Annotated in this window: 15 protein-coding genes; 9 read left to right on the forward strand and 6 right to left on the reverse strand. The window is 72.6% G+C overall.

What is annotated here, in order from left to right; all coding sequences use genetic code 11:
• The first annotated feature begins 41 nt into the window (after nt 1-41).
• From JNW87_RS05105 to JNW87_RS05115, 3 genes are read left to right on the forward strand one after another with little or no spacing between them, the layout of a single operon-like run.
• Nucleotides 42-5,261, forward strand: coding sequence for a type I polyketide synthase (locus tag JNW87_RS05105; protein WP_238453207.1), 5,220 nt, complete (start codon nt 42-44; stop codon nt 5,259-5,261).
• Complete coding sequence (locus JNW87_RS05110; protein WP_238453208.1) at nt 5,170-5,571, forward strand: phosphopantetheine-binding protein; 402 nt, start codon at nt 5,170-5,172, stop codon at nt 5,569-5,571. The genes JNW87_RS05105 and JNW87_RS05110 overlap by 92 nt, the downstream gene beginning before the upstream one ends.
• Nucleotides 5,572-5,591: 20 nt before the next feature.
• The gene (locus JNW87_RS05115) at nt 5,592-6,569 is read left to right on the forward strand and encodes a TauD/TfdA family dioxygenase (RefSeq protein ID WP_255420195.1); all 978 of its coding nucleotides are present in this window, start codon (nt 5,592-5,594) and stop codon (nt 6,567-6,569) included.
• A gap of 29 nt (nt 6,570-6,598) precedes the next feature.
• Here the strand turns inward: JNW87_RS05115 and JNW87_RS05120 are convergent, their stop codons facing one another.
• Nucleotides 6,599-7,627, reverse strand: a complete 1,029-nt coding sequence (locus tag JNW87_RS05120; RefSeq protein WP_109801470.1) for an RNA-guided endonuclease TnpB family protein — start codon at nt 7,625-7,627, stop codon at nt 6,599-6,601.
• Between the two features lie 132 nt (nt 7,628-7,759).
• Here JNW87_RS05120 and JNW87_RS05125 point away from each other — a divergent pair, with 132 nt between their 5' ends.
• Genes JNW87_RS05125 through JNW87_RS05145 form a run of 6 tightly spaced genes read left to right on the forward strand, consistent with a single transcriptional unit; the run spans nt 7,760 to nt 16,876 of the window.
• The gene (locus tag JNW87_RS05125) at nt 7,760-7,948 is read left to right on the forward strand and encodes an MbtH family NRPS accessory protein (RefSeq protein WP_109801471.1); all 189 of its coding nucleotides are present in this window, start codon (nt 7,760-7,762) and stop codon (nt 7,946-7,948) included.
• Nucleotides 7,945-10,002, forward strand: coding sequence for a condensation domain-containing protein (locus JNW87_RS05130; RefSeq protein WP_255543446.1), 2,058 nt, complete (start codon nt 7,945-7,947; stop codon nt 10,000-10,002). Before JNW87_RS05125 ends, JNW87_RS05130 begins: the two co-directional genes overlap by 4 nt.
• Nucleotides 10,003-10,040: 38 nt before the next feature.
• Entirely contained in the window at nt 10,041-11,084 is a 1,044-nt protein-coding gene (locus tag JNW87_RS39280) for a non-ribosomal peptide synthetase (RefSeq protein WP_255543453.1), read from the forward strand.
• Nucleotides 11,081-14,383, forward strand: coding sequence for an amino acid adenylation domain-containing protein (locus JNW87_RS40445; protein WP_309233907.1), 3,303 nt, complete (start codon nt 11,081-11,083; stop codon nt 14,381-14,383). Before JNW87_RS39280 ends, JNW87_RS40445 begins: the two co-directional genes overlap by 4 nt.
• A complete protein-coding gene (locus JNW87_RS40450; protein ID WP_309233908.1) occupies nt 14,317-16,713 on the forward strand; it encodes an MFS transporter in 2,397 nt (798 codons plus the stop codon). The genes JNW87_RS40445 and JNW87_RS40450 overlap by 67 nt, the downstream gene beginning before the upstream one ends.
• Nucleotide 16,714: 1 nt before the next feature.
• The gene (locus JNW87_RS05145) at nt 16,715-16,876 is read left to right on the forward strand and encodes a VOC family protein (RefSeq protein ID WP_146231037.1); all 162 of its coding nucleotides are present in this window, start codon (nt 16,715-16,717) and stop codon (nt 16,874-16,876) included.
• 52 nt (nt 16,877-16,928) lie between these two features.
• Here the strand turns inward: JNW87_RS05145 and JNW87_RS05150 are convergent, their stop codons facing one another.
• Genes JNW87_RS05150 through JNW87_RS05170 form a run of 5 tightly spaced genes read right to left on the reverse strand, consistent with a single transcriptional unit; the run spans nt 16,929 to nt 20,632 of the window.
• Entirely contained in the window at nt 16,929-17,495 is a 567-nt protein-coding gene (locus tag JNW87_RS05150; protein ID WP_109801474.1) for a dihydrofolate reductase family protein, read from the reverse strand.
• A gap of 28 nt (nt 17,496-17,523) precedes the next feature.
• On the reverse strand, nt 17,524-18,315 hold the full coding sequence (locus JNW87_RS05155) for a nucleotidyltransferase domain-containing protein (protein WP_109801475.1): 792 nt from the start codon (nt 18,313-18,315) through the stop codon (nt 17,524-17,526).
• 12 nt (nt 18,316-18,327) lie between these two features.
• Nucleotides 18,328-19,416, reverse strand: coding sequence for an LLM class flavin-dependent oxidoreductase (locus JNW87_RS05160; protein ID WP_109801476.1), 1,089 nt, complete (start codon nt 19,414-19,416; stop codon nt 18,328-18,330).
• Nucleotides 19,417-19,463: 47 nt separating this feature from the next.
• Nucleotides 19,464-20,120: an NADPH-dependent F420 reductase gene (locus JNW87_RS05165; protein ID WP_109801477.1), complete on the reverse strand. Its 657-nt coding sequence runs from the start codon at nt 20,118-20,120 to the stop codon at nt 19,464-19,466.
• On the reverse strand, nt 20,117-20,632 hold the full coding sequence (locus tag JNW87_RS05170; protein WP_109801478.1) for a MarR family winged helix-turn-helix transcriptional regulator: 516 nt from the start codon (nt 20,630-20,632) through the stop codon (nt 20,117-20,119). Before JNW87_RS05170 ends, JNW87_RS05165 begins: the two co-directional genes overlap by 4 nt.
• Nucleotides 20,633-20,639 lie beyond the last annotated feature (7 nt).

Consider the following 20,639-nt stretch of genomic DNA (forward strand, 5'->3'; position numbering starts at 1 on the left):
GTCCCGCCGCGTCAGCGGCCCCGCGAGATAGAGGAATCATCGTGGTCCTCCAGAACCGCACCGACATCCTGCCCGAGGACGGGGTCGAGCCGTTGGCCATCGTCGGGGTGGCCGCCCGGGTGCCCGGGGCCGACGACGTCCGGCAGTTCTGGCGCAACCTGGTGGACGGGGTCGAGTCGGTCACCTCGTTCAGCCGGGAGGAGCAGCTGGCCCGGGGCGCGAAGCTCGCCGAGGTGGACGATCCGGGCTGGGTCTCCCGGGCGCCGATCATCGACGGGTTCGACCAGTTCGACGCCGGGCTGTTCGGGATGACGGCCAGGGAAGCCGAGGTGATGGACCCCCAGCACCGGTTGTTCCTGGAGTCGTGCTACGCCGCGCTGCAGGACGCCGGGTACGACCCGGCCCGCTACGACGGGGCGATCGGCGTGTACGCCGGCACCGGCAGCCAGCACTACGTGTGGGAGAACATCCTCCACAACAGCCGGGTCAGTGGTTCGCCGAGCAGCATGGTGTCCATCAACACCGGCAACTCGCCGAACTACGTGACCACCACACCCTCCTACCGACTGGACCTGCGCGGCCCCAGCCTGACCGTGCAGACCGCCTGCTCGACCTCCCTGGTCGCCTTCCACCTGGCCTGCGAGGCGTTGCGCAACGGGGAATGCGACATGGCGCTGGCCGGTGGGGTCAACCTGGAGATGCCGCACGGCATCGGCTACCTGGGCATGGACGGGTTCACCTCCCCGGACGGGCACTGCCGTCCCTTCGACGCCGGGGCGAACGGCACGGTGTGGGGCAGTGGGGTCGGGGTCACCCTGGTCAAGCGGCTCGCCGACGCGGTCGCCGACGGCGACACGATCCGGGCGCTGGTGCTCGGCAACGCGATCAACAACGACGGCGCGCAGAAGGCCGGGTTCACGGCGCCCAGCGTCGACGGCCAGATCGCCGCCGTCGCTCAGGCGGTCGGCACGGCCGCGATCGACCCGAGGACCATCACGTACGTCGAGGCGCACGGGACCGGCACCGCGATGGGCGACCCGATCGAGGTCGCCGCGCTGTCCGCCGTGTACGGGCAGCACACCGGCGAGCGCGGGTGGTGCGCGCTGGGCTCGGTGAAGTCCAACATCGGCCACCTCAGCCAGCCCTCCGGCATCGTCGGCCTGATCAAGACGGTGCTGGCGATGGAACACCGGCTGATCCCGCCGACCCTCAACTACGAGCGGCCGAACCCGGCCATCGACTTCGCCGAGACCCCGTTCTATGTGGCCAACGCCCTGGCCAAGTGGGAGACCGGCGGGGTGCCCCGGCGGGCCGGGGTCAGCTCGTTCGGCATCGGCGGCACCAACGCCCACGTGATCCTCCAGGAGGCACCCGAGCCGGCATCCGCCGCCCGGCGGTCGCCGCCCCCCCGCCGTACCCGGCTGATGCGGGTCTCGGCGAAGACGGCGACCGCGCTGGAGCGCGCCGTCGGCCAGCTCGCCGAGCACCTGGAGACCGTCACCGACGGGACCCCCGAACTCGCCGACGTGGCCCACACGCTGCGCGTCGGCCGCCCGGAGTATCCGCACCGGACCAGCGTGGTCGCCGACGACCTGCCGGCGGCGGTCGCCGCCCTGCGGGACAAGCGCCGCCGGCAGGCCGGGGTCGTCGACGGGGCCGCGCCGCCGGTGGCGTTCCTCTTCTCCGGCCAGGGCGCGCAGTACGCCGGCATGGGCGCCCAGCTGTACGCCGAGGAGCCCGCCTACGCCAAGGTGGTGGACGACTGCGCGGAGCTGCTCGAACCGCAGCTCGGCCTGGACATCCGCGACCTCATCCTCGGCCGGGACCCCGGGGCCGAGGAGAAGCTGACCGAGACCCGGTACACCCAGCCGGCGCTGTTCACCGTCGAGTACGCGCTGGCGGTCACCTGGGAGCTGCTCGGCGTACGTCCGGCGGCGATGATCGGGCATTCCATCGGCGAGTACGTCGCGGCCACCCTGGCCGGGGTCTTCACCCTGCCTGACGCGCTGCGGGTGGTCGCCGCCCGGGGCCGGCTGATGCAGTCGATGCCGGCCGGTTCGATGCTCGCCGTCGCAGCCGACGAATCCGAGGTGGCCGCTCTGCTGCCGGACGGGGTCACGATCGCCACGGTGAACGGGCCGGGCACCTGCGTGGTGGCCGGCGAGACCGCGGCGGTCGCGGCGTTCGCCGACGGCCTGCCGGGCAGGACCAAGAAGCTGCGGACGTCGCACGCGTTCCACTCGCCGATGATGGACCCGATCCTGGCCGAGTTCACCCAGGTGGTGGCCGCCGTCCCGCTCGGCCCGCCGCGAACCCGGTTCCTGTCCAACGTCACCGGCACCTGGATCACCGACGAACAGGCGACCGACCCCGGTTACTGGGCGGCGCACCTGCGCCGGCCGGTCCGGTTCGGCGCCTGCGTAGGGACCCTGCTGGCCGAGGGGCGCTGGTCGCTGGTCGAGTGCGGTCCCGGCCGGCAGTTGTCCGGCCTGGCGCGGATGCAGGTGGCCCGGGCCACCGCGCCGGCGCAGCGGGCGCTCACCCCGCTGGCGAGCATGCCGGGGCCGGGCGAATCGACCGGCGATCTGACCACGCTGTCCAGCTCGATGGGCGCCCTGTGGGTGCGTGGCGTGCCGGTGCGTCCGCTGCCCAGCGAGGACGACGGCCACCCCGGGGACGGTCCGCCCGCGCTGTTCCGCGTGCCGCTGCCGGTGCACCCGTTCGAGCGCAAGCGCTACTGGGTGGACCCGGACCCGGAGCAGCCGGTCGTGCCGGTCGTCCCGCCCAGCGGGCCCCGCGCGCTCGCGGACTGGTTCGCGGTGCCGACCTGGCGCCAGGCCGCGCCCGACCCGCGTACCGGGCCGATCGGCCGTTGCCTGGTCTTCGTGGACGGGCCACGCGGCGACGAGTTGGCCGGTGCGTTGCGCGACGCGGGTGCCGACCTGGTCGAGGTGCGGCCGGGACCGGCCTTCGCTCCGGCGCCGCACGGCTTCCGGCTCCGGCCGGGCGTCCGCGAGGACCACGACGCCCTGGTCGGCGCGTTGTCCGCGGCCGGGGTGCCGGGGCGAATCGTGCACGCCTGGGCGCTGGACGGCGAGCCCGCCGGCACCGACATCGCCGCCGCCTGGGCCGGGCAGGACCGCGGGTTCTTCAGCGCGCTGCAGCTGGTCCAGGCGCTCGCCGGGACCGGGCTGACCGCCGGCGAGGAGGCCGCCGAGCCGATCCGGCTGGACCTGGTCACCGCGGGCGTCGGCGACCCCGCCGGCGGCGACCTGGTCCGCCCTGAGCACGCCACCCTGGCCGGGCTGGCCCGGGTGCTGCCGATGGAACAGCAGGGGCTGAGGGTACGGCTGATTGACGCCGATCCGGCCACCACCGACCCGTCGGCGCTGGTGGCCGAGCTGTGCCGGCCGGCCGACGGCGGGCCCGCCGAGGTGGCGTTGCGCGGGGCACGTCGCTGGGTCACCGGGTTCGAGCAGGTCAGCCTGGAGGGTGCGGCGGAGCCCGGGGTGCTGCGCGAGGGCGGCCGTTATCTGATCACCGGCGGCCTCGGCGGGATCGGCATCACCCTCGCCGAGGACCTCGCCGCGCGGGTGCGGGCGCGGCTGGTGCTGCTGGCCCGGTCCGGGTTGCCGGCCCGCGAGGAGTGGGACAGCTACCTGGCGGTGCACGGCAGCGACGACCGGGTGGGTCGGGCCATCGCGGCGATCCGCCGGATGGAGAGCGGCGGGGCCGAGGTGCTGGTGCTGGCCGCCGACGTGACCGATCCGGCCGACCTGCGCCGGGTACGCGACGACGTCGAGGCGGCGTTCGGCGGGCTGGACGGCATCGTGCACGCCGCCGGCCTGCCGGGCGGCGGGCTGGCCGAGGTCAAGGAACGGGCCGAGGCCGAGCGGGTGCTGGCGCCGAAGCTCGCCGGCACCCTCGCGCTGGCCCAGGTCTTCGGTGACCTGCCGATGGACTTCGTCGCGCTCTGCTCGTCGATCACCTCGGTGGCCGGCGGTCTCGGCCAGGTGGACTACTGCGCGGCCAACACCTTCCTCGACGCGTACGCCCGGGCCGGCCATGGTTGGCGCGCCCCGGTGGTGGCGCAGAACTGGGGCGGCTGGGCGGAGGTCGGGATGGCCGTCGAGACCACCTCGGCCACCCTCCGCGCGGCGGGCCGAGAGACGGTCACCGGGCCGGTCGACCACCCGATGCTGACCACCCGGGTCAGCGGTCCGGATCAGATCGTCGTGCACGGGGTGGTGTCGGCCGCCAGCCAGTGGGTGCTGGACGAGCACCGGATCGGGGGCGTACCGGTGGTGCCGGGCACCGGGCACCTGGAGTGCGCCCGCGCCGCCGTCGCGAGCGGTGTTCCGGCGCCGGGCGCCGGGCAGGTGGTCGAGCTGACCGACGTGGCCTTCCTGGAGCCGTTCGCGGTGCCGGACGGATCGGTGGCGCAGTACCGGGTGGAGCTGTCCACCGAGGACGGTACGTTCCAGGTCCGCAGCCTGGCCGCCGGCCGGACGCGGACCCACGTACGCGGATCGGCCGGCTGGACCGCGGCGGGCGACGCCCCGGTGCTGGACCTCGCCGCGGTGCTCGGCCGGTGCCGGCGGATCGACGACCGCCGGCCGCGGACCGGGATGGTGACCTTCGGGCCGCACTGGGACGTGCTGCGCGAGCACTACGTGGGCGACGGCGAGGAACTGGCCCGGATCGAGACTCCCGCGGCGTCCGCCGGTGACCTGGCGGCCTGGGGGCTCCAGCCGGCGATGCTGGACGTGGCCACCGCGTTCGGCCGCGGCCGGGGCGAGGGCAGCTACCTGCCGCTGTCCTACGGCCGGGTGGTCGTGCGCGGCGACCTGCCGGGCAACTTCTACAGTCACCTGCGGCACCGGGACACCACCACCGACGACGTCGTCGTGGCCGACCTGTCGCTGGTCGACTCCACCGGCCGGGAACTCGTCGCGATCAGCGAGTTCGTCCTGCGCCGGGTGGACCAGGCGGCGGTGACCGGCGACCTGGTCGCACCGGCGGCCGGCCCGGTCGCCGGACGGCCGGCCGGGCGGTGGACCCGGCGCCGGCGGCCCGTCGGGAGAGATCAGGCCGGCGGACGGGGCCGAGGCCTTCCGGCGGAGCCTCGGCGCGGGTCTCGGACCGCAGGTGGTGATCACCACCCGGCCGGTGGAGGACATCCTGCGCCGGACCCGGCAGCGGGCCACCGACGCCGACTCGGACCAGCCGGACGGGGCGACCGCGCCGGCCACCGGTGGTGATGGCTCGGCCGGCCCTGGCGGCGGGCTCGAGGCGGCCATCGCCGCGGTGTGGCGGGACAACCTCGGCGTGGACGACATCGGGGTGGACGACGACTTCTTCGAGCTCGGCGGCAACTCGCTGGTGGCGGTCCAGCTCATCGCCTCGATGCGCAAGGCGGTCGGGGTGCGGCTGCCGATGCGCAGCCTGTTCGAACGGCCCACCATCGCCGGACTGGCCGCGTTGATCGAACAGCTTCGGGCCGAGGCGCCCGCGGAAACCCCCGCCGCCGACCCGGCGGCCACGACCATCCCACGGCTGCCCCGCGGGTGAGCGCACAGAAGGAGGACCAGGTGACCGAATCGGCCGCAGCCGGGCTGCCCTTGACGATCGAGAGCGACGGCACACCCATCGTGGAGCTGGTCGAGGCCCGACGCGCGGAGATCCGTGCGGCCCTGGTCGAACACGGCGGGGTGCTGCTGCGCGGCTTCGACGTCGGCCGCGTCGACGGGTTCGACCGGGTGGTGCGGGCGCTGGCGGGCAGCCCGCTCACCTACACCGAGCGTTCGTCGCCCCGCAGCACCATCAAAGGGCAGGTCTACACGTCGACCGACTATCCGGCGGACGAGGAGATCTTCCTGCACAACGAGAACTCGTACCAGGCGAGCTGGCCGCTGACCCTCTTCTTCTACTGCATCCAGCCGCCCACCTCGCTGGGCGCGACGCCGCTGGCCGACGTCCGCCGGGTGTACCGGGAGATCGACCCGGCGGTCCGTGAGGAGTTCGAACGGCGCCGCTGGATGCTGGTCCGCAACTTCCACGGCGACTTCGGCACCCCGTGGCAGCAGGTGTTCAACACCGACGACCGGGACGCGGTGGCGGGCTACTGCGCGGCGAACGGGATCGAGGTGGAGTGGCTCGGCCGGGACGGCCTGCGTACCCGGTCGGTCCGCGACGCCGTCCACCACCGGCCCGGCAGCGACCTGCCGAGATGGTTCAACCACGCGACGTTTTTCCACGTGTCCACGCTGGCCAAGGACCTCCAGGAGGGCCTGTTGGCGATGTTCGGCGAGGACGGCCTGCCGACCAACACCTACTACGGCGACGGGGCGGCGATTCCCGCCGACGTGATGGACCACCTCCGGGCCGCCTACCGGGCGGCGACCGTGCGCTTCGACTACCGGGCGGACGATGTCCTGGTGGTGGACAACATGACCGCGGCGCACGGCCGGGAGCCGTTCACCGGGCCCCGCCGGATCGCGGTCGCGATGGCCGAGCCGTACAGCCCGACCAGCCAGCAGAATTCGATCGAGCAGCAGGAGCAGTGGTGACTCCGCTGACGCCTGAAGGCGCCAGCTTTTCAGGCCGCTTGCACGGACTGAAGGGCAAGCCCTGCCCTCAGTATGTTGCTGGCGCCAACTACGTCCGCGTGCCCGTTGTAGCCGCAGGTTGCGCAGGTGAAGCCGGCTTGAGTGGGACGGTTGTCCCGGGCACAGTGCCCACACTGGGGGCAGGTGCGGGAGGTATTGGCAGGGTTCACCGCAACCACCAGCCGCCCGGCGCTTTCAGCCTTGGCGGCAAGGATCCGCAGGAACGCCCCCCAACCCGCATCCAGGATCGAACGGTTGAGCCCGGACTTTTGCGCCACGTTGCTGCCCGGCGCGTCGAGGGTGCCGGCCGCCGAGCGGGTCATGTTGCCGATCCGCAGGTCCTCGTGCGCGATCAGATCGTGGTGTCGGACCAGCCATCGGGCGGTCTTGTGGGCGTGGTCGAGCCGCTGCCGCCGGACCCGGGCGTGCAGGGCGGCGACCCGCTCGCGCGCTTTCCGGCGCCGGTTCGACCCACGCTCGCGGCGGGCCAACACTTGCTGAGCGGCGCCCAATCGGGCGGTGGATGCGGCGAGGTACCGGGGATTGGCGACGTGTACGCCATCAGAGGCGCGGTGCGCGTGCACCCGCACGTGCCCTACACCCTGCAGGTACAGCCGAACCTGACCCGAATCGGGCGCCGAGTCCCAGCGGCAACCATCGCGGTCCTTGGGCCATTCCACGGTGTCGAACCAGCCGCTGCCCTTGAACCGCGGATATCCCGGGGCCTGGCCGGATTTGACCCGACGGAAGAACGCGGCGAAGGCCTTCTCCAGCCGGCGCAGGGTGGCCTGCTGGGAGGAGAACGACCAACGTGCCTGCCCCGACGGATCGGTCCGCCTGATGTCTTTGAGCTGGGCGGACTGATCGCCGTAGCGAACCGTCACCCGGGACCGACGCCAGGCCTCCCGGCGCTCCTCCAACGCCGCGTTGTAGAGGTTCCGGTGGTCGTCCAAGCAGGCCGCGAGAGCGGCGGCCTGCCGGGCGGTGGGGCGCAGCAGGAAGGTGTACGCCCGTCTCACCAGTCACGGTCCAGTAACTCACGGCCCACAAGCACGCCCAAATCGTACGACGTTTGTCCGCACCGGATTGAAGGGAGGGAGCGCGGATTCCCCCGGTACTTCACGGGTGCTGGTTTCCTCCGCGCGAATCTTATGGCCGAAGACCGTTTCGTCGTGGTGCGCAACGACGAGGAGCAGTATTCGATCTGGGCGGCCGACCGGGAGATCCCGGCCGGCTGGCAGGACGCCGGGTTCACCGGCTCCAAGGCCGACTGCCTCGCGCACGTGGACGAGGTGTGGACGGACATGCGCCCGCGCTCGCTGCGTGAGTCGGCGCGATGACGGAGGTCCGTGAGTGGAGCTTCCCCGCCTCGTACGCCCAGGAGCGGGTCTGGTTCGCCAACCAGCGCGACGTCGGATCACCGGTCCACAACGTGTCCAGCCCGTGGACGTTCCCCACCGGCCTGACCCGGGAGCAGGTCACCGCGGTGTTTGCCGAGGTCGTCGCCCGGCACGAGGCGCTGCGGAGCTGCCTGCGACTCCAGGATGGCGTCCTGCTCCAGGTGGTGCGTGCCGTCGAGCCGATCGAGCTTCCGGTCGACGACCTGCGTGAGCTGCCCGACGACGAGCGGGTCCGCCGGACCGCCGAGATCGCCGCGGAACTGTCCCGGACCGCGATCCCGCTGGACCGGCCGCCGCTCTGGCGCGCCCGGCTGGTGCGGCTGGGCGACACCGCGTGGCGGTTGCTGCTGGTGCTGCACCACGCGGTGTTCGACGCGCACTCGGTGGCCGTCTTCCGGGACGAGATGGACGCCCTGTCCCGGGCCGCGGTGTCCGGTACGGCGGCCGTGCTGCCCGAGCTGCCCATCCAGTACGCCGACTACGCCGCGTGGCAGCGTGAGCAGTTGGCCGGTGCCGGGCTGAAGACCCAGCTCGCGTTCTGGCGGGACCGCCTCGCCGACGCCCCGCCGGTGCTCGACCTGCCGCTGGACCGCCCCCGACCGGCCGAACTCGGCTTCGGCGGCGACGAGGTCCATTTCACCCTCCCGGACGGGCTGCTCGACCGGGTCTCGGCGCTCGGCCGAGGGGCGTCCGCCACCCCGTTCATGGTGCTCCTGACCGCGTTCTCCGCCCTGCTGTCCCAGCTGTCCGGCAGCCCGGACGTGGTGGTCGGGGTCTCCACCACCGGGCGGGACCTGCCCGAGCTGGCCCCGCTGATCGGGATGTTCGTCAACCCGATCGCGCTGCGCTGCGACCTCGACGGCGATCCCACCTTCACCGAGCTGCTCGGCCGGGTCCGGGACGCCCTGATGGACGCGATGGAGCACGGCCAGACCCCGTTCCAACTGGTCGTCGAGGCGGTCGCGCCGCAGCGGGACCCCGCGGTGCAGCCGATCTTCCAGGCGGCGATCAACTACGTGCCCGACACCGGCTTCGACCCGGTGCCGCTGGGCACCACCAAGGACGACCTCGCCTTCGATCTGGCCAGCGGTACCAGCCGGCTGCTCTACCGGACGGCGCTGTTCGACCGGTCCACCGCCGAGGCGATCGTCGACCGGTACGTCCGGCTGCTCCAGGCCGCGGTCGCCGACCCGGGGCTGCGGGTCTCCGCGCTGCCGCTGCTGACCGACGTCGAGCGGGCGCTGGTGGTGGGGGAGTGGAACGACACCACGCGCCGCATCGCCGAGCGCACCGTTCCGGCACTGGTCGAGGAGCAGGTCGGTCGTACGCCGGAGGCGACCGCGCTGATCTGCGACGGCGCCACCATGACGTACGCCGAGCTCGACGCGCGGGCGAACCCGCTCGCCCGGACGCTGATCGCCCGTGGTGTCGGCCCGGAGTCGCTGGTGGCGTTGGCGCTGCCCCGCTCGCCGGAGCTGGTGGTCGCGGTGCTGGCCGTGCTCAAGTCCGGTGCTGCGTACCTGCCGATCGACACCAGCTACCCGGCCGAGCGGATCGCCTGGCTGCTCGACGACGCGGCGCCCGCGCTGGTGCTGGCCACGGCGGCCACCGCGGCGCTGGTGCCCGGCGAGGTGCCGGTCCTGGCCGTGGCCGCCGACGTCGACGCGCCGTTGACCGACGCCGACCGCGTGCCGGTGACCGACGCGGACCGAGTCGCCCCCCTGCGGCCGGGACACCCGGCGTACGTGCTCTACACCTCCGGGTCGACCGGCCGCCCGAAGGGCGTGGTGGTCGAACACCGGTCGGTCAACGCCTACCTCGCCTGGGCCCGGCACAGCTACCCGGGACTGGCCGGCACCGCGCTGCTGCACTCGCCGATCTCCTTCGACCTCAGCGTGACCGGGCTGCTCGGCCCGCTCACCGCCGGTGGCGCCATCCGGCTGGCCGCGATCGACGCGCCCGCGGCACGGGCCGGCGGCGGCCCACGTTCCTGAAGGCGACGCCGAGCCACCTGCCGCTGCTGGACGGCGAGCTGTCGCCCACCGCGGACCTGGTGCTCGGCGGTGAGGCGCTGGCCGGCGAGCCGCTCGCGGCCTGGCGCGCCGCGCACCCCGAGGTCACGGTGATCAACGAGTACGGGCCGACCGAGGCCACGGTGGGCTGCGTCGCGGCCCGGATCGAGCCCGGCGAGTCGCTGCCTCCCGGCCCGGTCGCCATCGGCCGGCCGATCTGGAACGTCGAGGTGTACCTGCTCGACCCGGCGCTGCGGCCGGTGCCGGTCGGCGTGGCCGGGGAGTTGTTCGTCGCGGGCGATCAGGTGGCCCGCGGCTACCTCCGCCGGCCGGCGCTCACCGCGGAGCGCTTCCTGCCCTGCCCGTTCGGCGCGCCCGGACGGCGGATGTACGCCACCGGCGACCGGGCCCGGTGGCGGGCGGACGGGACCATCGAGTACCTCGGTCGCACCGACCATCAGGTCAAGGTGCGCGGCCACCGGATCGAACTCGGGGAGATCGAGTCGGCCCTGCTGGCCCGGCCGGACGTGCACCGTGCGGCGGTCCTGGTCCGCGAGGACGACCAGGGCGAGCCGTACCTGGTGGGCTACGTCGTCGGCCCGGCCGAGCGGGACGTCCTCGCCGCGGAGCTGGCCCGGACGCTGCCCGCCCATCTGGTGCCGGCCGCCTTCGTCCGGCTCGACGACCTGCCGCTGACCGCGAACGGCAAGCTGGATCGGGACCGGCTGCCGGCGCCCGAGCAGGTCAGCCAGGCCTACGTCGCGCCGCGGACCGACGCCGAGGCGCTGGTGGCCGAGGTCTTCGCCGAGATCCTGCAGGTGGAGAAGGTCGGCGCGCGGGACGACTTCTTCGCCCTGGGCGGCAACTCGCTGCGCGGGATGCGGGCGATGGCCCGGATCCGGTCCGAGGTCGACCTCGACGTGCCGATGCGGGCGTTGTTCAGCCACCCGGTCGTCGCCGACCTGGCGGTCCAGATCGAACAGCTGATCGCCGCCGAGGTGGACGACCTCTCCGACGCCGAGGTCGCCGCGCTGCTCTCGGCCGAGGAGGGAACGACCCGATGACCGCCCGGACCGAGGCGGCTGACCGCGACGCCGGTCGCGAAGCGCTGATCGCCCGGCGCCTGCGGCGCCGCGCGGCCGCACCCACCGCCGGGATCACCCGCCGGCCCGACGGCACCGACCCGCCGCTGTCGTTCGCCCAGGAGCGGGTGTGGTTCATGGAGCAGATCGCTCCGGGTCAGGCGGCGTACCTGATGGCAGTGCCGCTGCGGGTGCGCGGCCCGCTCGACGTGGACCGGCTGCGCGCGGCGCTGGACGGGCTCACCCGGCGGCACGAGTCGCTGCGGACCCGGTTTCCGGCGGACGCCGACGGGCGCCCGTTGGCGCTCGTCGAGGACGATGTCGAGGTGCCGCTGCGGATCGTCGAGGCGGCCGACGAGAGCGCCGCGCAGGCCCTGGTCGACCGGGCCGCGGTGGAACCGTTCGACCTGGCCGCCGGCCCGCTGCTGCGGGCCCTGCTGGTCCGGATGGCCTGCGACGATAATCCGGCCTCCGCGCCGCAAGACGGCACTCCGGACCGGATGAACGTCGCCGACGACCACGTGCTGCTGCTGACCCAGCACCACATCACCTCCGACGGCTGGTCGGTCGACGTGCTGCTGCGTGACCTGATCGCCCTGTACCAGCATTCGGAGCAGCTGCCCGAGCTGCCGATCCAGTACGGCGACTTCGCGCACTGGGAGGCCCGGACGTTGGCCGGCCCGCAGGTGCGGCGCCACCTCGACTACTGGACCGCGCGGCTGGCCGGGGTGCCGCCGCTGGAGTTGCCGCTCGACGCTCCCCGCCCGGCCACCCAGACCTACCACGGCGACTTCGTGGAGTTCCGGGTGAACCGGGAGGTGGTCGACGGGTTGGCCACCCTGGCCCGGGAGGCCGGCGGCACGCTGTTCATGGCGCTGCTGGCCGCGTACCAGGTCCTGCTGGCTCGGCACTGCGGTCAGGACGACTTCGCGGTCGGCGTCTCGGTCGCCGGCCGCTCCGCCCCGGAGCTGGAGAACGTGGTGGGCATGTTCATCAACATGCTGCCGATGCGGGCCGAGCTGGCCGGCGACCCGACCTTCACCGAACTGCTCGGTCGCACCCGCCCGGCGGTGCTGGACGCCTTCGAGCACGCCGACGTGCCGTTCGCCCGGGTGGTGCAGGAGCTGGGTGTGCCGCGCGACGTCAGCCGCTCGCCGGTGTTCCAGGCGATGCTCGTCCTGCAGAACTACGAGATGGGGCGGTTCGCGGCGGCCTCCGGCCGGGCCGACGTGGAGTTCGACTGGACCCCGATGGAGCTGCGGGCCACCCGGTTCGACATCGAACTGCACCTGGTCGAGGTCGGCAGCGGCCTGCTGGGCAAGTTGGTCTTCAACACCGACCTGCTCCACCGGTCCACCGTGGAGCGGATGGCGGACCGGTTCGGCGCGCTGCTGCGGTCCGTCGTCGTCGCGCCGGAGTCGCCGGTGTCCGGGCTGGAGGTGCTGGCCGACGGCGAGCGCGCGCTGGTGGTCGACGCCTGGAACGCCACCGCCACCCCGTTCCCCGAGCACGCGACGCTGCACGGCCTCGTCGAGGAGCAGGTGGCCCGGACGCCGGACGCCGTCGCGGTCCGGTTCGAGGGGCGTTCGGTGTCCTACGCCGAGCTGAACGCGGTGGCCAACCGGATCGCACACCGGCTGCGACGCGCCGGGGTGGGCCCGGAAACCCTGGTCGGGGTGTGCGCGGAGCGGTCGGTCGAGCTGGTCGCGGGGCTGCTCGGGGTGCTCAAGGCCGGCGCCGCCTATCTGCCGCTGGACCCCGAGTACCCGGCCGACCGGCTGGCGTTCATGGTCTCCGACGCCGCCGCCCCGGTGGTGCTGCTGCAGGACCGGCTGCGGGGGGTGCTGCCGGACACCGGCGCGACGGTACTGGCGCTCGACGACGAGTCCGAGTGGCGCGGTGAGTCCGGGGACGACCCGTCGCCCACCGCCACCGCCGGCAACGTCGCCTACGTGATCTACACCTCCGGCTCCACCGGACGGCCGAAGGGGGTCGCCAACACCCACCGGGGCATCGTGAACCGGCTGGACTGGATGCAGCGGACGTACCGGCTCGGCGCGGACGACGCGGTGCTGCAGAAGACACCGGCCAGCTTCGACGTGTCGGTCTGGGAGTTCTTCTGGCCGTTGCAGACCGGTGCCCGGCTGGTGTTGGCCAGGCCCGGCGGGCACAAGGACGCCGCCTACCTGCGCGATCTGCTGATCGCCGAGCGGGTGAGCACCGCCCACTTCGTGCCGTCGATGCTCACCGCCTTCCTCGCCGAGGAGGGCGTCGAGGCGTGTGCCGGCCTGCGCCGGGTGATCTGCAGCGGCGAGGAACTGCCGCTGGCGTCGGCCGTCGAGTTCTCCGGTCGGCTTCCGGACTGCGAACTGCACAACCTGTACGGGCCGACCGAGGCGGCGATCGACGTCAGCTGGTGGCCCTGCCGGCCGGCGGAGCTGGCGGGGCTGACCAGTGTGCCGATCGGTGGTCCGATCGCCAACCTGCGCCTGTACGTGCTCGATGAACGGCTCAACCCGGTGCCTCCCGGGGTGAACGGTGAGCTGTACATCGGCGGCGTCGGCCTGGCCCGCGGCTATCATCGCCGGCCCGCGTTGACCGCCGAGCGGTTCGTCCCGGACCCGTTCGGCCCGACCCCGGGAGCCCGGCTTTACCGGACCGGCGACCTGGTCCGCTGGCGGCCGCCCCACGGCTCGCGGCGGCCCCCCGGCTCGTCCGAGGCCGCACCGGCGGGGGCGGGCGGGATGGCTCCACCGACGGCCGGGGTGATCGAATTCCTCGGCCGGATCGACCACCAGGTCAAGCTGCGCGGCCTGCGGATCGAGCTCGGCGAGATCGAGAGCGCGCTGCGCGAGCAGGACGGCGTGGTCGAGGCCGCGGTCGTGGTCCGCGAGGACACCCCGGGCGACAAGCGGCTGGCCGCCTACCTGGTCGGCCCGGCGTCGGCCGCCGAGCTGAAGGCGGCGCTGAAGCAGCGGCTGCCGGAGTACATGGTGCCGGCGGCGTTCGTGTCGCTGGACGCGTTGCCGCTGACCACGAACGGCAAGCTCGACCGCAGGGCGTTGCCCGCCCCGGTGGCGTCCCGTGAGTCGGCCGCGCAACTCGTCGAACCCCGTAACCCGACCGAACGGACGCTGGCCCGGATCTGGTCGGAGGTGCTCGGCGTGCCGACGCTCGGCATCGACGACGACTTCTTCGACCTGGGCGGCACTCGATGCTGGCCACCCAGGTCGTCGCGCGGATCCGCAAGGCCGAGCTGGCCGGCCGCCCGGTCGGCGTGATGGACCTGTTCCAGAACCGGACGATCCGCGATCTCGCCGGGTTCATCGACGGACCGGCGCAGGACGACGGGCCGCGCCGGCTGCTCTACGAGCTGACCAGGCCAATCCCGGCGGACCGGCGGACGCTGACCTACGTGTGCGTGCCGTACGGCGGCGGCAGCGCCATCGTCTATCAACCGCTGGCCGACGCGCTCCCCGACGGCGTCGCGCTGTACTCGGTGGCGATTCCGGGGCACGACGTCGGCCTCGAAGAGGACGCGGTGCGCCTGGACGAGCTGACCGGTCGGGTCGCGGCGGAGGTGCTGGAACGGATCTCCGGCCCGCTCGTGCTGTACGGGCACTGCGGCGTCGGTAGCGCGATCGTGGCCGAGGTGGCCCGCAAGATCGAGGCGGCCGGGCGGGACCTGGAGGCGGTGTACATCGGCGCGATGTTCCCGTTCGCCCGCCCCAAGGGCGCCTTCTCGGCGATGCGTATCCGGCTGGAGGCGCTGCGGAGCAACAAGCACTACGCGAGCTGGCTGAAGGGCATGGGGGTCGACACCGACGAACTCGACCCCGAGCAGGCCGACCGGATCATCAGCAACATGCGGGCCGACTCGCGGGCCTCCGAGGAGTACTTCACCGGGCTGTTGGACCGGCGGGTGGAGAAGCTCCGCGCGCCGATCGTCTCGGTGGTCGGTTCGGCCGACCCGGTCACCGAGTACCACGCCGAGCGGTACGCGGAGTGGCAGTTCCTCAGCGACACCCTGGGCCTGGTGGTGCTGGACGAGGCCGGGCACTTCTTCCTCAAGCACCGGGCCGACGAGCTCGCCGAGATCGTCACCGCTACGCATCCGGCGCTGGCCGCCGGCGACACGACGGCGCTGGAACCCGCGGCGCGCGGGGCGGACGCGGCCTGGGCGCTGCGCGACTGGCAGCGCCTCGGCCTGGACGCCGACCAGGCCACGAAGACCGTCAAGCCAAGCATGGGCCGGTTCCTGGCCGTCTCGCTCGGTCAGCTCGTCTCCACCACCGGTTCGGCGTTGACCAGCTTCGCGCTGCCGGTCTGGCTCTACACCCGGACCGGCTCCGTCACCGACCTCGGCCTCCTGTGGGCGCTGGCGTTGATCTGCGGGGTGCTCACCCTGCCGGTCGCCGGCGCGCTGGTCGACCGGGTCGACCGGCGGCGGATCATGATGATCGCGAGCTGCGTCTCGGGCACCCTGCAGCTGATCCTGGCCGGGCTGCTCTGGTCCGGACATCTCGCGCTGTGGGAGATCTACGCGCTGGTGTCGCTGAGTCAGGTGGCCGCCTCGTTCCAGCGGATCGCGTTGCAGTCGGCGGTGCCGCAGTTGGTGCCGAAGCGCTACCTCGGCCACGCGATGGGCATCACCCAGCTGACCAACGGGTTCGCGCTGTTGCTGATGCCGGTGATCGCGGCCGGTCTGCTCGCCGCGATCGAACTCAAGGGCATCCTGCTGATCGATGTGGCGAGCTACCTGTTCGCGGTGCTGACCCTGCTGTTCATCAGCTTCCCCGACTCGCTGGGCTGGCGGCCCAGGGAACCACTGCCGGTGGCCATCGTCAACGGCCTGCGCTACTCGTGGAACCACCGCGGATTCCGGCTGATGCTGGGCTACTTCGCGCTGGGGAACGTGTTTCTCGCTCCGGCGCTGGTGCTGACCACCCCACTCGTGCTTTCCTTCGGGACGGTGGCCCAGGTGGCCCAGGTCGCCGTCGCGGAGGCGCTCGGCGCGATCGCGGGCGGCACGTTGATGACCGTCTGGGGTGGCCCACGGCGGCGCCGGATGATCGGGGTGCTGATCGGCAACCTCGGCACCGCCGCGGGCTGCGCGCTGGTGGGCGTGCGCCCCTCGATCGTCGTGGTGACGGTCGGGCTGTTCCTGATGACCGCGGCGATGGCCACGGCGCAGGACATCTACGCCACGATCGTGCAGGTCAAGGTGCCGCAGCGCTATCACGGACGGGTGTTCGCGCTGAACCAGACCATCTCCTGGTCCACCCTGCCGATCGGGTTCGCGCTCCTCGCCCCGTTGGGGACCGCGCTGTTCGAGCCGATGCTCGCCCCCGGCGGAGCGCTCGCCGGCTCGCTCGGCGCGGTCATCGGGGTCGGCCCGGGACGTGGAATCGGGTTCGCGTACCTGGTGTTCGGGTTCATGCTCGCGCTGGTCACCGCCGGTGGTTTCCTGATCAGGGCGTTTCGCCGGTTCGACACCGAGGTGCCCGACTCGCTGCCCGACGACCTGATCGGCGCCCAGGAGCGGGCGCGGCGGCTGGCCGCGGCGAAGGTGGAGGACCGAGAGCCGGCCGTCGTGGCCACCGGAGGTTGAGTTGGCTGAGTATCCGCAGGAGGTCACAGCGCTTCCAGGGCACCCCCGAGCGGTCGGGCTGGGCGCCGGCGTGGAGCGCCGGACGCGAGGCGACGATCCGGCGGACCCGTTCTACTACGTCGTCATGCGCGACCCGGAGGGCAACGAGTTCTGCGTGAGCTGACCCTCCGATCCATGGGCCCACCGCGCCCGCGCGAGCTGAAGCCGCGATCCCGTCAGTGCGGCGGCTCGCGGCGCAGATCGTAGGTCAGTTCGGCGATCTGGCCGTCCTGCACCATCCGGGTCAGTCGCACCTGGGAGGACAGGAGCCGGCGGGGCAGCAGCGGCGCGCCTCCGCCGAGGAAGACGGGCGTGACGCCAATGATGATCTCGTCGAGCAGCCCGTGGTCGGCAAAGGCTCCCACCAGCTCACCCCCGCCGACCAGCCACACGTTGGCCCCCTGTGCGGCCTCGACCATCGCGACATGGACCGGGCCCACGTCGCCGGAGACGAACGTCAGGTTCGCACCCGGTATCGCGGGCAGCTCACGATGGGTGAACACCCAGCAGGGCGTGTCACCGTAATAGTCCTGCCACTTCTGGGGCTGCGCCAGCAGCCGGTCGTGGCCGAGCACCCACTCGTAGGTGGTCGCGCCCATGCACATGGCACCCACCCCGGCGAAGAACTCGGCGAACCGGTCAGGGCCGGTGCGTTCGACGTCGAACAGCCAGTCCAGCGAGTTGGCCTCGTCGGCGATGAAGCCGTCGGCGCTGGTCGCCGTGTAGTACTGGGTCTTCGTCACCGGCTCACCATGCCACGCCCGTACGACCTCAGGCCTGGGCGATCTGGTCGCCCCAGCGCTTCCACGCGTCGTCGACGACGGCATCGACGCCGCGGGCGACCGCCCGCAGGTCCGCCACGGTGAACGATTCCTCGTGACCGGCGCGCCACCGGACGGCCCGGTGGGCCAGGGCTTCCCAGTCGGGGAAGGTCTCGGCGAGGTACGTCGCGGCGCCGGCCTTCGAGGTGATGTCTCCGTGGGCGAGCGTGTAGTGCAGCCGCGCCGGACCGAGGACGCACCACGCGACGCCGGATGCGTCCACCGGGGTGTCGGCGGGCAGTTGGGCAACGGCCTGAACGACGCCGGTCGCCAGTGGCCGCCAGTAGTCACGAAGGTTCTCGAGGTTGTACCGGCGCAGCGCCGCTGAGTCGACGGGTATGCCGAGTTCGTCGACCTCCACCCCCCGAGCCCGGATTCCGTAGCGCCGCAGGGTCAGCCAGAGCACGGGAGTCAACTCCCCGCACGGCTTGTCAATCCGGAACTCGCCGTCGACCACGAACGGCACCACCCGACGATCGACGGGGAACTCGTCGAACGTCGCCCGATCGAGGTACACGCCGTCCAGGTGCGGCCTGGCCGGCATGCCCTCGTGAACCTTCGCCAGCGCAGCCAGGTCACCTGGGCTCGCGACGCGCGACGTCACGATGACCGTGTCGACGTCGCTGGCGTCGGGCACCCAGGCTCCGAGTGCCGCCGAGCCGACGACGTAGAGCCGCTCGACGAAGCCCGGCAGCGCCTCGTCCACCGCCCGGAGGTACGCGTCCGTCAACTTCCGGATCACGCGCGCACCGTATCAGCGCGCCCCGGTCATCTCCCGGACGCGCGGGATGACCTGGGTGCCGTAGAGCTCGATGGCGGTCATGAGTGCCTCGTGTGAGAGGCCGCCCATGCCGTACTTCAGCTCGAAGCGGTTCGCGCCGAGGACGGTGAGGTTCGCCGCGATCTTCTGGGCGACGGTCTCCGGCGATCCGACGTAGAGCGACCCGTGTGGCCCGATCTCGTGCAGGAAGGATTCCTTGGTCGGCACGGCGAATCCGCGCGTCCTGGCGACGCGGCGGATGACCTCCTGGTAGCGCGGCCAGAACTCCGCGCGGGCCTGCTCGTCGGTGGCGGCGACGTGCCCGGGCGAGTGCACTCCGACCGGTCGCGGGGCCTGTCCGAGCTGCTTCAGGGCCTGCTGGAAGAGCTGGGAGAACGGGGCGAAGCGCGCCGGGGACCCACCGATGATGGCGAGCATCAGCGAGTATCCGTACCGGGCGGCGCGGATGACCGACTGGGGGTTGCCGCCGACGCCGATCCACGCCGGGAAGGGCCCGGACTCGGTGTGCGGCACGACGTCCTGGTTGTGCAGCGGGGCGCGCATCGTTCCTTCCCAGGTGACCGGCCCGCCCTTGAGCAACTCGGCGAAGAGCTGCGCCTTCTCTTCGAAGAGCTGCTCGTAGTCGGACAGGTCGTAGCCGAAGAGCGGGAACGAGTCGATGCTGGATCCCCGGCCGAGGATGACCTCCGCCCGACCGCCGGAGATCGCGTCGAGGGTGGAGTAGCGCTGGAACACCCGGACGGGATCGTCGGAGCTCAGCACCGTGACCGCCGACCCGAGGCGGATCCGGGTGGTCCGCCCGGCGATGGCGCCGAGTACCACGTCGGCGGCCGAGAGCGGAAAATCGTCGGTGTGGTGTTCACCGATCCCGAAGAAGTCCACCCCGACCTGGTCCGCGAGGACGCCCTGCTCGACGAGGTTGCGGATCGTCCGGGCGTGGGACAGAGGGCGGTCGTGGTCGTCATGCGTGACGTCGCCGAAGGTGTCCAGGCCGAGCACGAGTGGGAACGTCGTGGGTTCGGCGGCGGCCGCCCGTACGGCGTCCGAGGGTGCGGTGGTCATGGTGAGCCCTTCTGTGCTGATTGCGGAACGGGGTTCGGTTGTGCGGCTCAGGCGGCCAGCGCCTGCTCGAAGTCGGCCCGGCGCAGCGACACACCGAAGACCGGGCCGCCCGGTTGGAGGAGGCGTCCGGCCCGCAGGCTGTCCAGCGGGACGACGTCGTAGCCGATGCCCTCGATGACTTCCGCCGCGGTCTTCACCGCGCCCGGGTCGTCGCCGGCGACGCCGAGCGCGCGGCGCTCCGGCGAGCCCGCCGGGCGGCGGTCGTCCTCGAGTTCGTGGTAGCCGATGTGGTTGAGGGTCTTGACGACCGTCGACCGGGCGAGCCGGCGCTGGACGATCTCGCTGCTGCCGTACCGGGGGTCGTCGAACATCTCCTGAACGCCGTCGACGGGCGGCCAGTAGTTCATCGTGTCGACGACGAGCTTGCCGGCCACCAGGGCGGGGTCGAAGGCCGCGAACCTGTGCAGCGGGATGGCCAGCACCACGACATCGGCGTCCTCGACGGCATCCGCCGCCCATCGCGGCTCGGCCCCCGGCGCCAGTAGTTGGGTGATGAGGGCGATCTTCTCGGGGTCGCCGGAGGCCGCGATCGTGACGGGGTGGCCCGCGGCGAGCGCGACGCGGGCGATCACCGGACCGGTGTGGCCCGCGCCGAGCACGGCGATCCGCGGCGGCTGTGGCGTGGGCGGCAGGCTGGCCGTCATGGCCGTTTCTCCTCAACACGAGTGGTCGGTTCCGGGTGGAGATGGCTCTGCAGCGCCCGCAGTACGTCGGCGAGCGCCTCGACCTGCTCGGGCGTCAGGGCGTCGGTGAAGTGCCTCTTGATGGCCCTCAGGTGGGGGAGGGTCGCGCCGGAGAACATCCGGGCGCCGTCGTCCGTGAGCGAGACCTCGGAACCGCGGCTGTCGGTGGCGCAGTGGTTCCGGCCGATGAGGCCGCGCCGCTCCATCCGGTTCAGGTGATGGGAGAGCCGGCTCCGCTCCCAGCCGATGATCGCGGCCAGCTCCGACGATCGCAGCCGCCGGCCCGCCGCCTCGCTCAGCGCGAGGAGCACCTGATAGTCGGCCGGTGAGAGGCCCGAATCCTGGAGCAGCTGCGCGCCCAGGATCCGCCGGAGTTCGGCGGTGGTGTCGATCAGCGTCCGCCAGACCGTCAGTTCGCTGCTCGTCATCCGCCGCCCGGCGACCGGAGTCGCAGCGTGGCCGTCGTCACTCATTCGCTGT

Origin of the sequence: Micromonospora sp. ATA51 (assembly GCF_016802855.1) — a bacterium.
Lineage (GTDB): Bacteria > Actinomycetota > Actinomycetes > Mycobacteriales > Micromonosporaceae > Micromonospora > Micromonospora sicca.

Coding starts and splice junctions, on each gene's coding strand:
- JNW87_RS40445 (WP_309233907.1), top strand. CDS start 11,081: ATGACCGCCCGGACCGAGGCGGCTGACCGCGACGCCGGTCGCGAAGCG.
- JNW87_RS40450 (WP_309233908.1), top strand. CDS start 14,317: ATGCTGGCCACCCAGGTCGTCGCGCGGATCCGCAAGGCCGAGCTGGCC.
- JNW87_RS05130 (WP_255543446.1), top strand. CDS start 7,945: ATGACGGAGGTCCGTGAGTGGAGCTTCCCCGCCTCGTACGCCCAGGAG.
- JNW87_RS05125 (WP_109801471.1), top strand. CDS start 7,760: ATGGCCGAAGACCGTTTCGTCGTGGTGCGCAACGACGAGGAGCAGTAT.
- JNW87_RS05170 (WP_109801478.1), bottom strand. CDS start 20,632: ATGAGTGACGACGGCCACGCTGCGACTCCGGTCGCCGGGCGGCGGATG.
- JNW87_RS05160 (WP_109801476.1), bottom strand. CDS start 19,416: ATGACCACCGCACCCTCGGACGCCGTACGGGCGGCCGCCGCCGAACCC.
- JNW87_RS05165 (WP_109801477.1), bottom strand. CDS start 20,120: ATGACGGCCAGCCTGCCGCCCACGCCACAGCCGCCGCGGATCGCCGTG.